The organism is Vreelandella zhuhanensis (assembly GCF_009793355.1).
Lineage (GTDB): Bacteria > Pseudomonadota > Gammaproteobacteria > Pseudomonadales > Halomonadaceae > Vreelandella > Vreelandella zhuhanensis.
This window is the reverse complement of the sequence record NZ_WTKP01000007.1, coordinates 151,707-164,140: the sequence shown is the minus strand read 5'-3', so window position 1 is coordinate 164,140 and position 12,434 is coordinate 151,707. Positions and strand designations below refer to the sequence as shown.

General features: G+C 55.7%; 11 protein-coding genes and 5 tRNA genes. 9 read left to right on the top strand and 7 right to left on the bottom strand.

Translation table 11 applies throughout. The features are described from left to right. Positions 1–43: 43 nt before the first annotated feature. Together GPM19_RS11240 and GPM19_RS11235 are read right to left on the bottom strand one after the other, a co-directional pair. Positions 44–403 carry a phasin family protein gene (locus GPM19_RS11240; RefSeq protein WP_160419128.1) on the bottom strand — a complete coding sequence of 120 codons (360 nt, stop codon included), beginning with the start codon at positions 401–403 and terminating at the stop codon, positions 44–46. A gap of 208 nt (positions 404–611) precedes the next feature. Further along, entirely contained in the window at positions 612–1,307 is a 696-nt protein-coding gene (locus GPM19_RS11235) for a glutathione S-transferase family protein (RefSeq protein WP_160419127.1), read from the bottom strand. 427 nt (positions 1,308–1,734) lie between these two features. On the opposite strand from GPM19_RS11235, the gene GPM19_RS11230 reads away from it, so the two are divergent. The 5 genes from GPM19_RS11230 (at position 1,735) to GPM19_RS11210 (ending at position 7,999) form a co-directional block, all read left to right on the top strand. Next, complete coding sequence (locus GPM19_RS11230; RefSeq protein WP_160419126.1) at positions 1,735–3,441, top strand: L-lactate permease; 1,707 nt, start codon at positions 1,735–1,737, stop codon at positions 3,439–3,441. Between the two features lie 159 nt (positions 3,442–3,600). Then, a complete protein-coding gene (gene glcD, locus GPM19_RS11225) occupies positions 3,601–5,100 on the top strand; it encodes a glycolate oxidase subunit GlcD (protein ID WP_160419125.1) in 1,500 nt (499 codons plus the stop codon). 19 nt (positions 5,101–5,119) lie between these two features. Beyond that, positions 5,120–6,241, top strand: coding sequence for a glycolate oxidase subunit GlcE (gene glcE / locus GPM19_RS11220; RefSeq protein WP_202114804.1), 1,122 nt, complete (start codon positions 5,120–5,122; stop codon positions 6,239–6,241). A 3-nt stretch (positions 6,242–6,244) separates the two neighbouring features. Continuing rightward, positions 6,245–7,477, top strand: coding sequence for a glycolate oxidase subunit GlcF (gene glcF / locus GPM19_RS11215; RefSeq protein WP_160419124.1), 1,233 nt, complete (start codon positions 6,245–6,247; stop codon positions 7,475–7,477). A 117-nt stretch (positions 7,478–7,594) separates the two neighbouring features. Next, on the top strand, positions 7,595–7,999 hold the full coding sequence (locus GPM19_RS11210) for a heme-binding protein (RefSeq protein ID WP_160419123.1): 405 nt from the start codon (positions 7,595–7,597) through the stop codon (positions 7,997–7,999). 81 nt (positions 8,000–8,080) lie between these two features. On the opposite strand, the gene GPM19_RS11205 is transcribed toward GPM19_RS11210, so the two are convergent. From GPM19_RS11205 to GPM19_RS11185, 5 genes are all read right to left on the bottom strand, one after another. Continuing rightward, positions 8,081–8,157: transfer RNA gene (locus tag GPM19_RS11205), tRNA-Asp, on the bottom strand. A 3-nt stretch (positions 8,158–8,160) separates the two neighbouring features. Then, a tRNA-Val gene (locus GPM19_RS11200) sits at positions 8,161–8,237 on the bottom strand. A gap of 64 nt (positions 8,238–8,301) precedes the next feature. After that, positions 8,302–8,378, bottom strand: a tRNA-Asp gene (locus tag GPM19_RS11195). 46 nt (positions 8,379–8,424) lie between these two features. Then, positions 8,425–8,501: transfer RNA gene (locus GPM19_RS11190), tRNA-Asp, on the bottom strand. 69 nt (positions 8,502–8,570) lie between these two features. After that, positions 8,571–8,646: transfer RNA gene (locus GPM19_RS11185), tRNA-Val, on the bottom strand. A 532-nt stretch (positions 8,647–9,178) separates the two neighbouring features. Between GPM19_RS11185 and ccoN the strand changes: the two genes are divergently transcribed. From ccoN to ccoP, 4 genes are read left to right on the top strand one after another with little or no spacing between them, the layout of a single operon-like run. After that, positions 9,179–10,606: a cytochrome-c oxidase, cbb3-type subunit I gene (ccoN, locus tag GPM19_RS11180; RefSeq protein ID WP_160419122.1), complete on the top strand. Its 1,428-nt coding sequence runs from the start codon at positions 9,179–9,181 to the stop codon at positions 10,604–10,606. An 18-nt stretch (positions 10,607–10,624) separates the two neighbouring features. Then, positions 10,625–11,233 (top strand): cytochrome-c oxidase, cbb3-type subunit II, encoded by a 609-nt coding sequence (gene ccoO / locus GPM19_RS11175; protein WP_160419121.1) that lies wholly within the window; start codon positions 10,625–10,627, stop codon positions 11,231–11,233. 3 nt (positions 11,234–11,236) lie between these two features. Continuing rightward, a complete protein-coding gene (locus tag GPM19_RS11170; RefSeq protein ID WP_160419120.1) occupies positions 11,237–11,458 on the top strand; it encodes a cbb3-type cytochrome oxidase subunit 3 in 222 nt (73 codons plus the stop codon). Then, the gene (gene ccoP / locus GPM19_RS11165; protein WP_160419119.1) at positions 11,455–12,384 is read left to right on the top strand and encodes a cytochrome-c oxidase, cbb3-type subunit III; all 930 of its coding nucleotides are present in this window, start codon (positions 11,455–11,457) and stop codon (positions 12,382–12,384) included. The genes GPM19_RS11170 and ccoP overlap by 4 nt, the downstream gene beginning before the upstream one ends. The last annotated feature ends 50 nt before the right edge of the window (positions 12,385–12,434 follow it).

The window sequence follows — 12,434 nt, the reverse complement described above, 5'->3', positions numbered from 1 at the left end:
GGCCTAGCAGCGCGGATCAAACCTTTCAAGCTAACCCTGACAATTACTGAGTTGCCACGACATTATTGGCTTTCTTGCTATTTTCTTCGGTCATTTCCTGGCTTTGTTGAGCGAAATCCTGGCTCATGGAAATGACTTTTTCCGCGTCACCTTTCATCCGTTCGGTAAGGTTGGCGGCGATTTTTTGCTGGCTTTCCATGGCTTTTTTAATGCTGTCGGTGTCTTTGACGTCCAGCCAGGTGCGCGCTTGCTCCATGGACATGTCAGTGTAGGCCCGCATTGCATCAATCTGGGTGTTGAGTAATTGATCATAATAGTTCAAGGCGGCGACGGCGTAGGAACGCATTGGAGAAATCATTGCAGATTCAAACTGTTGGCTGGCTTTTTCGGCTGTGTTTTTCATTGTTTCATCTCCTCAAGTGATAACGCCTCAGGGGCGACCATCCCCGTTAAGGGGAGACTTATTGCCCTGGCTGGGTAAAAAAGTAGCAGGGAGTTTTGTGCAGCGCAACATAGTTTTTGTCTTCGTTTCATCCTCTTTTCATGTTTCCCCTTTTTAGGGCTTTTTAAACATATACTTCCGTGCTTCTCGTTCATCGGCTATCGATGGCTTAATCCAGGTCTCGAATCGTGAAAGCCTTGGCCCCCACGCCATCGTGCACCATCAACATGCGCTTGAACCATTCATCCACCGGGTCTCCAGCACTCACCCAGGCGGCACGTGAGACGCTATAGGCCCACATGCAGCTGCCGAACATCAGGTAGTCCGCGCCAGCCGGTGCATCGCCATCGATGAAATCAGTGCCCCGTAACTGATCCCGTAAGGGTGCGAGTAGCGTTTTGAGCTGCGCGCGTCCTTGTTCGGGCTGGTGAAATTCTTCCAGGCGGCAGCCGAAACGTGCTTCGCGTGTAGTACGGAAATAATCTCGGTCATCGGGGTGAATGGCAGCCAATAAGTCCATGACCACAATTCGAAACAAGGCAGGCGTGACGCTGCGTTCCACGAAATGCTTGAAGAAAAGTATCCGGGATTGAGCTAAACCTTCTCCCAATACGGGTGATTCAGGGTAGGCCTGATCCAGGTAACGCATGATCTCGAAGCTGTCAGTCACCACCTTTTCGCCATCGCACAGCACCGGTACCTTGTCATGATCGGCAAAGGCCAATGCCTGCTTGTCACTGAAACGCCATTGGCGGGTTTCAAAACTCAGCCCCTTGTGCGCCAGCGCCATACGCACGCGCCAGCAATAAGGGGAAAAACGTAGCCGCTCATCACGACCGCAAAGATCATAAAGTATTCGAGTCATCATAATGCCTTGTTATCAGGGGATGGAATTACCTTTCATTTGTCGCACAAAGGTCTGGATGGCATCAATATCCCTGTTGCCTTTCGCTGGACTGCTTTGCATAGGCAGGCACACAAACAGAGCCCGAGAAAGGAGCGGGCAAAAATAGGGTGGGCAAAACAGTGGTCAAGGCCTGTCTATTAGTCTAATGAAATTATCATGACTCAATGCCGATAAACCCAAGCAAACATCATAAAAATCATAATATTAAAAAAACCTCTCCTGATACCCAATAGCTTCGGACACTCAAAATATTGGTCATACCAATTCTCCAATAGTAGTCAAGCTGATAAGCGATACGTATCTTTCAGCCTGGCTTGGCTGCTGTATTTACGGCGCCGAGGTTATCGCGGAGCCTACCGATAAATAACAAGGGGCAGTTTTTTCCATGAATGAAACAACGCTTGCACTGATTGCTTTTGTACCCTTGGTACTGGCTGGGGTGCTGTTGATTGGACTACGCATGCCGGCCAAGAACGCCATGCCGATCGTCTTCGTGGTCACAGCACTGATCGGCCTATTGGCCTGGGAAATGACTTTCACACGCGTGCTGGCCTCCACCCTTCAAGGGTTGCTTCTGACGGTGGCGATACTGTGGATCATTTTCGGGGCTATTCTACTGCTCAACACCTTGAAACATTCCGGCGGCATCACGGCAATTCGCAAAGGTTTTTCCGGCATCAGCCCGGACCGCCGCGTCCAGGCGATCATTGTTGCCTGGATGTTCGGCTGTTTCATTGAAGGGGCTTCCGGCTTCGGGACGCCGGCGGCGGTAGCAGCGCCGCTGCTGGTCGCCTTGGGGTTTCCCGCCCTAGCGGCAGTCGTGGTGGGCATGATGATCCAGTCGACACCGGTTTCCTTCGGCGCCGTAGGTACGCCTATCGTGGTGGGGGTGAGCGGTGGCATCAACCGGGAAGGCATTACCCAGCAGCTCGCCGAGGGTGGCTATACCTGGCTTGAGTATTTCCGATTGATTGTTTCTGAAGTCGCGGTGATCCACGGCATCGTGGGTGTGCTGATGCCACTGATCATGGTGGTCATCATGGTGCGCTTTTTCGGTGCTAACCGTTCGTGGAAAGAAGGTCTCTCCATCGCCCCCTTCGCGATCTTCGCCGGTGTGGCCTTCGTGGTGCCCTACATGCTCGCAGGCGTATTTCTCGGACCGGAATTCCCGTCGATGATCGGCGCCATGGTGGGCCTGGCAATCGTCGTGCCCGCGGCTCGTCGCGGCTTCTTGATTCCCAAGGACACCTGGGACTTCCCAGATCGTAAGTCCTGGCCTGACGAGTGGATCGGCAAGTTGGAAATCAAGATGGACGACATCGCCGGCAAGGCACCGATCTCCACTTTCATGGGCTGGGTACCCTACGTACTACTGGCTGTTTTCCTGGTCGCTTCACGCGTCATCGAACCGCTCAGGGATGCCTTGACCTCGTTCGCCTTCGGCTGGAGCAATATCTTGGGAGAGGCAGGCGTCTCGGGCAGCATTCAACCCTTCTATCTGCCTGGCGGTATCCTGCTGATCGTGGTTTTGATCACTGCGTTACTGCACCGCATGAAATTGGGCGAACTGAAAAATGCCTTCAGTGATTCCTCCAAGACCATTCTGGGTGCCGGTTTCGTACTGATCTTCACCATTCCCATGGTGCGCATCCTGATCAACTCCGGCGTCAATGCAGCGGATCTGGTTTCCATGCCGGTAGCCATGGCGCAATTTGTCGCCAACAGTGTGGGAGATGTCTACCCATTCTTCGCGCCGACCGTGGGGGCTCTGGGAGCTTTCATTGCCGGCTCCAACACCGTGTCCAATCTGATGCTCTCGGAATTTCAGTTCAACATCGCCCAGCAGTTGGGGGTTTCCACGGCCATGATGGTGGCACTCCAGGCCGTCGGTGCAGCCGCGGGCAACATGATCGCCATCCACAATGTGGTGGCGGCATCGGCGACGGTCGGCTTGTTGGGGCGTGAAGGTACAACGATCCGCAAGACTATCCTGCCAACGCTTTATTACCTCATCGCCAGTGGTATTCTCGCCATGATCGTGTTGTATGGAGTGGGTATCAGCGATCCACTTATGCGCGCATCTGGCACCTAACCAAGCCCATCGCCGGGATAGCATTATCCCGGTGATTTCATGGAAAAGGTTTCCATAATTTATTTTAAGAATTGCAGGAGGAAACCTTTTGCATGAAACAATACCCTACAGGGCGGAGGCGTTCATTTCGTCTCGCCCTCTCTGGTTTCAGGAGTTGCCATGAATATTCACTTCGACGAGCGCCTGGATGGTGAACTGACTGTCATCGACAAGGCCGAGGTACTGGCCGACCTTCAGCACGCCTCCCCTGACTTGACCTTGCTGCATCGCGAAGAAGACCTGCATCCCTTCGAGTGCGACGGCCTTGCAGCCTATCGCGTACTTCCCATGCTAGTGGCGATGCCGGAAACCTTTGAGCAGGTACAAACGCTACTCAAGCGCTGTCACCACCTGGGTGTGCCTGTAGTGACCCGCGGTGCCGGCACCGGCCTTTCCGGCGGCGCCCTGCCCCTGGAAAAAGGCGTGCTGCTAGTGATGTCGCGCTTCAGCAAGATTCTGAGTGTCGACCCGGATGCCCGCCTGGCCCGAGTGCAACCGGGGGTACGCAACCTGGCCATTTCCGAGGCGGCCGCACCTTACGGGCTGTATTATGCACCCGACCCCTCCTCCCAGATCGCTTGCTCGATTGGCGGCAATGTGGCGGAAAATGCCGGTGGCGTGCATTGCTTGAAGTACGGCCTCACGGTGCACAACGTCATGCGCTTGGACATACTCACCATCGAAGGCGAACCCATGACACTGGGCTCGGAAGCCCTGGATGCACCCGGCCTCGACCTGCTGGCGCTGATGAACGGCTCCGAGGGTATGCTGGGTGTGGTCACCGAAATCACCGTCAAACTGCTGCCCAAGCCGGAAACTGCCAAGGTACTGATGGCCAGTTTCGACGACATCGAGAAGGCCGGCCGGGCGGTAGGCGATATCATCGCTGCGGGTATCATTCCCGGCGGTCTGGAAATGATGGATAACCTGGCCATTCGCGCCGCCGAAGACTTTATTCGGGCGGGCTATCCGGTGGACGCCGAGGCCATTCTGCTCTGCGAACTGGATGGTGTGGAAGCGGATGTCGATGATGACTGCGCCACGGTACGCCGCGTTCTCGAAGCTGCCGGCGCCACCGATATCCAGCAGGCCCGCGACGATGCCGAACGCGCCAAGTTCTGGGCCGGACGCAAGAACGCCTTTCCAGCCGTTGGACGCATGTCACCGGATTACTACTGTATGGACGGCACCATTCCTCGCCGTGAGCTACCCAGGGTACTCAAGGGCATTGCCGCACTGTCCGAAGAAAGCGGCCTGCGCGTGGCCAATGTCTTTCATGCCGGCGATGGCAACATGCACCCCTTGATCCTGTTCGATGCCAATCAGGAAGGCGAACTGGAACTCGCCGAAGATGTCGGGGGCAAGATACTCGAACTCTGCGTGGCTGCCGGTGGGTCCATTACCGGGGAACATGGCGTGGGGCGCGAAAAGATCAATCAGATGTGCAGCCAGTTCAAACCCGATGAGCTGACGATTTTTCATGCCTTGAAGGCAGCTTTCGATCCAAAGCGCCTGCTGAACCCCGGCAAGAACATTCCCACCCTGGCGCGCTGTGCCGAGTTCGGCGCCATGCACGTGCACAACAATGAATTGCCGCATCCGGAACTGCCCCGTTTCTGAATGGCCTGCAGGAGTGATTATGACCAATACCAACCAGCCGTTACCCCAGGCCCCGGCCATGACCGAGCAGGACAATGCCGAGACCCTGTGCGAGCAAGTGCGTCAAGCCTATCGTGAACGCTCACCGCTGCGCATTGTCGGGGGTGATACACGCGCTTTCTATGGGCGCGCAGTGGAAGGCCGGACCTTATCGACCTCGGAGCATCGCGGCATCGTGCACTACGACCCTGTCGAACTGGTGATCTCCGTGCGGGCCGGCACGCGCCTGAGCGACCTGGAAGCCGCCCTGGCGCACCATAATCAAATGCTGCCTTTCGAGCCACCTCGCTTCGGCGAAGCCAGTACCATCGGCGGCGCCGTGGCAACCGGCCTCTCCGGCCCCCGGCGCCCTTGGGCGGGTGCCGCACGCGATTTTGTACTCGGCACCCGCGTCATCACCCAAGAGGGCAAACTGCTACGTTTTGGTGGCGAGGTAATGAAGAATGTCGCCGGCTACGACCTTTCACGTTTGATGGCAGGCGCCCAAGGCACATTGGGCATCCTCAGTGAAATCTCCTTCAAAGTATTGCCCCGGCCCAACGCGACTCACAGCCTGCGCCTGACAATGCCCATTGACGAAGCCTTGAAAAAACTCGCTGAGCTGGGTCGAAAACCGCTACCGATCACTGCGGCCGCCTGGCATGACGGAGGCCTGCACCTGCGTCTGGAAGGGGGGCAAAGCTCGGTCAAGGCCACCCATGAACGCCTGGGGGGGGATCATCTGGAGGCTTCCTTCTGGCAAGAATTGCGCGATCATTCGCTGAGTTTTTTCCAAGGGACCGGCGATAAAGCCCTGTGGCGCCTGTCGCTACCTCCCAATAGCGGCATCTTGGCGCTACCCGGCATCCAGGAAAACGAGGTGCTTTACGACTGGGCTGGCAGCCAACGCTGGGTGAAAACCTCCCTTGATGCCGAAACGTTACGGCGCCTGTGTCAGGAAGCCGGTGGTCATGCCACCTGTTATACCGCTCACCAGGACGGGGGCGCTAGCGAGCCGTTCACACCGCTCAACCCGGTGGTGGCCAAGTATCATCGCAACCTGAAGCGCGAGCTCGATACCTACGCCATCTTCAATCCCGGCCGTCTCTACGCGGAGCTTTGAACCATGCAGACGCAATTTACCGATGCCGACCGCCAGAAACCGCATATCCAGGAAGCCGATCGCATTTTGCGTACCTGTGTGCACTGCGGCTTCTGTAATGCCACCTGTCCCACCTACCAGCTGCTGGGCGACGAACGCGACGGTCCGCGCGGGCGCATTTACCTGATGAAGGAACTCCTGGAAAGCGCCGATGACGACGACCAGGTCACAAAAGAGACCCGCCTGCATCTGGACCGCTGCCTGACGTGTCGCAGCTGTGAAACCACCTGCCCTTCCGGGGTCGAGTATCACAAACTTCTGGATATCGGGCGTGCCGAAATCGATCGTCGCGTTCCCCGCCCGGCGGCGGACAGAATGCTGCGCTTTGGATTACGCAAAGCCTTGGTCGAACCCAAGCGTTTTCAGGCATTACTCAAGCTGGGCCAGACTTTCAAGCCAATGGTTCCCGGCGCCCTGCAGAACAAGATGCCACCCAAACCCGTCGATGCAGGACAGCGCCCGGATACACAAACGCATACCCGCCGTGTACTGATGCTGGAAGGCTGCGTGCAACCCGGGCTTTCGCCCAACACCAACGCCGCCACGGCGCGCGTGCTTGACCGCCTGGGCATCAGCGTCACACCCGTCAATGAAGTCGGTTGCTGCGGTGCCATCGACTTTCACCTCAATGCGCAAGAAGACGGCCGTCGCCGCATGCGCACCAATATCGATGCTTGGTGGCCGCATATCGAGCAAGGGGCTGAAAGCATCGTTCAGACCGCCAGTGGCTGCGGTGCCTTCGTCAAGGAGTATGGCTACATGCTCCGGGACGACCCCGCCTATGCCGAGAAGGCCCAACGCGTGAGCGAACTGGCCAAGGACCTGGTGGAAGTATTGCGTGACGAAAAACTGGAAGTATTCGAGATAGGCGACACTCAGCGCCTGGCCTTTCATTGCCCTTGCACTTTGCAACATGCCCAGCAACTGAGTGGCGCCGTGGAAGGTGTACTCACACGCCTGGGGTTTGCGCTGACGCCAGTGGCGGATGCCCATCTGTGCTGTGGCTCCGCCGGCACCTACTCGGTCACCCAGCCGGAACTTGCCACCCAACTGCGCGACAATAAGCTCAATGCCTTGGAAGCGGGCAAGCCGGCGGTGATCGTGACCGCCAATATCGGCTGTCAGACACATCTTGCCGGCGCCAACCGTACGCCAGTACGCCACTGGATCGAAATAGTCGATGCCGCCCTTGTCTGACCCTCTAGCTTCAAGCTTGATGCCGGCATGATTCAGCTGCGAGTCGTGCCGGCATCGACTTTTCGGGCATTTGCTCACCACCCCTGATCGACAATCAATCATCAAAAGGAAACTCTCATGCAGACCAAATCTGTTTTGTCCCAAGCCGATGTCACCGCCATGCTGGACGCTGCCCAACAGGAAGCCGACAGCAATGGCTGGCCGGTGACTATTGCGGTCAGTGATGATGGTGGTCATTTGTTGGGATTGCGTCGCCTGGATAACGCCGCCCCCATGAGCGCTTACGTAGCCACCGAAAAGGCGCGTAGTGCTTCTATCGGGCGCAAGGAAACCAAGGTCTTCGAAGACATGATCAATGGCGGGCGAAATGCGTTTCTTTCAGCCCCATTGGAAGGAATGCTCGAAGGTGGCGTACCAGTCATCATTGATGGCCAGGTAATTGGTGCAGTGGGCATTTCCGGGGTAAAGCCGGATCAAGATGCCCAAGTAGCCAAGGCAGGCGTCAAGGCTGTCGGCGGCTAAACATATTTACCGAAAAGCGCCCATGACGAAAACCCCGGATCAGTTACCTGATCCGGGGCTTAGGGATTCGTAGATGCTAAATGGCGGACCGGACGAGACTCGAACTCGCGACCTCCGGCGTGACAGGCCGGCATTCTAACCAACTGAACTACCGGTCCGCGTGGTGGGTGATACCGGATTCGAACCAGTGACCCCCAGCATGTGAGGCTGGTGCTCTAACCAACTGAGCTAATCACCCACGCATAAGCATTCTAATAACGCTGTTCTTACTACTTTCTACTACAAATTCGGCACTTTCATCATGGCGGACCGGACGAGACTCGAACTCGCGACCTCCGGCGTGACAGGCCGGCATTCTAACCAACTGAACTACCGGTCCGCATAATGAAAATTCACTCAGAAAAGCAAGACTAGGAGGATGATGCTGGCGGACCGGACGAGACTCGAACTCGCGACCTCCGGCGTGACAGGCCGGCATTCTAACCAACTGAACTACCGGTCCGCTATATGCATCAAAACTTCAGACTACGTTTTTCTTTGCTTTTTCAACGTGATCACATCACCTAGGTGATGGTGGGTGGTACTGGGTTCGAACCAGTGACCCCCAGCTTGTAAGGCTGGTGCTCTCCCAACTGAGCTAACCACCCGTCTGGTCACGTGGCGCTGCATTCTACCAAAACTCAGGGGGATGTCAATATTCATGAAAATTTGATTGTCATGAATTATCTCCCTGCCACGGCAGCCTGCTGCGAGCGCGTGAAGAATGCAATATACGCGCCTCTGGGTCAATCATCTTGAAGAAATACCTGTGAGACAAACATGGAGGCAATTTGTCGCAGGCCAACCAGGATCGCTTCTCGGTCCTCAAAAAAACAGTAGGGATAACAGGCCTTCCGGTTAACCGCTGCACTCGCAAATGCTTGCAATAAAGGCGATTCCAGGCGTTTGGAAGGTTTGTAGGCTAATAATAAAGGGTGCTACAAAAATCCACCCGCAAGGCTCGAACCCAGACGTTATTGCTTGCGTATATAATCGCTTAGCCAAACGCCTTGTTCAGCTTGTAGCGTGGCTGCGATAGAATACCAAACGGAATTATTGACCTGCATCATCAAGCGGGTGGCCGCACCCGAGCACAATGCTACGGGTTACCCCCTAACCGCGTTCGATGGGAACATTCAAATGAACTCAGCACTAGAACACCCGACCTACAATTACAAGGTAGTTCGGCAGTTCGCGATCATGACAGTGGTATGGGGCATCGTGGGCATGCTCCTCGGTGTCATCCTTGCCGCACAGCTGGTATGGCCGCAACTGAATCTCGATCTACCTTGGACGAGCTTTGGGCGGCTACGCCCGCTGCATACCAATGCCGTCATCTTCGCCTTCGGTGGCTCAGCATTGTTTGCCACGTCTTATTACGTCGTACAGCGTACTTGTCAGGTACGTCTTTTTTCCGACAAGCTCGCGGCGTTTACATTCTGGGGCTGGCAAGCTGTCATTCTTTCCGCCGTCATTTCGCTACCCTTGGGTCACACCACCACCAAGGAATACGCCGAACTGGAATGGCCAATCAACATATTGATCGCCGTTGTCTGGGTGACGTATGCATTGGTATTCTTGATGACCATCAAGAAGCGGACGACGTCGCATATCTATGTGGCCAACTGGTTCTTTGCTGCCTTCATTCTGACCGTGGCCGTGCTGCACATCGTCAACAATGCAGCCATTCCAGTCACGGCCATGTATTCCACCTCGCTTTATGCCGGCTCCATCGATGCCATGGTGCAATGGTGGTACGGGCATAACGCGGTAGGGTTTTTCCTTACTGCCGGCTTCCTGGGGATGATGTATTACTTCGTACCCAAGCAGGCGGAGCGTCCGGTGTACTCCTACCGGCTCTCCATCGTCCACTTCTGGGCGCTGATCATGATTTACATGTGGGCCGGCCCGCACCACCTGCATTACACCGCTCTGCCTAACTGGGCGCAGTCTTTGGGCATGGTCATGTCGATCATCCTGCTTGCACCTTCTTGGGGTGGCATGATCAACGGCATGATGACGCTATCAGGCGCCTGGCATAAGCTACGCACCGATCCGACCTTGCGTTTTCTGGTCGTGGCACTGTCGTTCTACGGCATGTCGACCTTTGAAGGTCCAATGATGGCCATCAAGACCGTCAATGCTCTTTCTCACTACACTGACTGGACCATTGGACACGTACATGCGGGTGCGCTGGGCTGGGTCGCCATGATTACCATCGGCTCCATGTACCACTTGATTCCACGCCTGTTCGGCCAGGTACAAATGCACTCGGTCAATTTGATTGCCGTGCATTTCTGGCTGGCGACCATCGGCACCGTGCTGTATATCGCCTCCATGTGGGTCAACGGCATTCTGCAAGGCCTGATGTGGCGCGCCATCAACCCGGACGGCACCTTGATGTATACCTTCATCGAATCCGTGGAAGCCAGCGGACCAGGCTATTTCGTTCGCTTGATTGGCGGCTTGTTCTGGGTAACCGGCATGCTGATCATGGCCTACAACGTCTACATGACGGTGAAGCGTAGCGAAGCCATTCGTCAGCAGCCTGCACCGCAAGCGGCTTAAACGGGGATACCAAGACCAATGAAACACGAGATTGTTGAAAAGAATGTCGGTCTGCTCGCCGTCTTGATCCTGGTAGTGATCAGCTTCGGCGGCCTGGCAGAAGTGGTACCGTTGTTTTTCCAGAAACAAACCACGGAACCGGTGGAAGGGCTTGAACCGCTTTCCGCTCTGGAGCTGGCAGGGCGCGACATCTATCGCCGGGAAGGCTGTGTCGGCTGTCATTCCCAGATGATTCGTCCGTTCCGCGCAGAGACAGAACGCTACGGTCACTATAGCGTGGCTGGCGAGTCGATCTACGACCACAACTTCCTGTGGGGCTCCAAGCGCACAGGCCCGGACTTGGCACGCGTCGGCGGCCGTTACAGTGATGACTGGCATCGTGCCCACCTGTACAACCCGCGCGACGTCGTTCCTGAATCGATCATGCCTTCCTACCCTTGGCTGTTCGAGAATACCCTCGATGGTGAAGACATGGCCGCCAAGATGAGCACATTGCGCATTCTAGGCGTCCCGTATACCGACGAGCAGATCGAAAATGCCAAGCGTGACGTTCAGGGAACTCAAGAAATCACCGCGTTAATCGCTTATTTGCAACAACTCGGAACTGTGCTTGAGGGCACTCGCTAAGTTATGGATACGGGAACCTTTCGCGGCCTTATCACTTTTATGCTTCTGGTCGCCTTCATTGGCATCACCTGGTGGGCCTACTCCAAGCGACGCAAGCCGGATTTCGACGAAGCGGCCAACTTGCCCTTCGCCGATGATAAAGATGAAGAAGAAATCCGCAAACAACACGCCGCGCAAGAAGAGCAGACCAATTCCCGACACGACGGGGGAGACAAAAACATATGAATAATCTCTGGGGTGACTCCCTATCCGGCTTCTGGAGTGCTTGGATCATCATCATCACGCTTGGCACCATTGCCTTCAGCTGGTGGATCCTAGTCTCGAATCGCCGTACCGATAAAACTCCTGACGCCGACGGCAATGTGGAAACCACAGGGCACGCAGCAGACGGAATTGAAGAATATGATAACGCTCTGCCCAAATGGTGGTTTCAGTTGTTTATCGCCACCATCATATTTTCTTTGGGCTATCTGGTGCTTTACCCAGGCCTGGGCAATTTTGCCGGCATTCTGGGTTGGACACAGGAAGGTCAATGGGAAGAGGAAGTGGCTCAGGCCGAAGAACGTTTCACACCGATTTTCGCGCAATATCAGGAAGTACCGATTCCTGAACTGGCAGAAAACGAAGAAGCCATGCAAGTGGCCGAGCGCGTCTACCAGAATAACTGTGCCGTTTGTCACGGCTCCAACGCCCAGGGCGGGTATGGTTTCCCCAATCTCACCGATGATGACTGGCTATATGGGGGAGAGCCGGAGAACATTCTGACGTCCCTGCACAATGGACGTAATGGTTTGATGCCTTCCTGGCAGCAGTTGGGGGAGAACAATATTGGCAACCTGACACAATATGTCCTCTCTCTTTCTGGGCTTGAGCACGACGCCGAGAGTGCCGAGCAAGGTGAAGCCACCTTCGCATCGGTATGTGCGGCATGCCATGGACCAAGCGGTACCGGTAATCAGGCCTTGGGCGCGCCCAACCTGACCAACGACACTTGGCTCTACTTGGCTCCTGGCCAGGAAGTCGCGGATTCAGTTCGTCAAACACTGCGTAACGGGCGTAACGGACACATGCCGGCACAGGCCTCTTACATTGGTGAAGAACGGGTTCATCTGGTAGCGGCTTACGTCTATAGCTTTCGCCTACAAGACTGATTCAATTAGCGTTTTTAACCAAAGGGTGCGGCTTCGAGTCGCACCCTTTC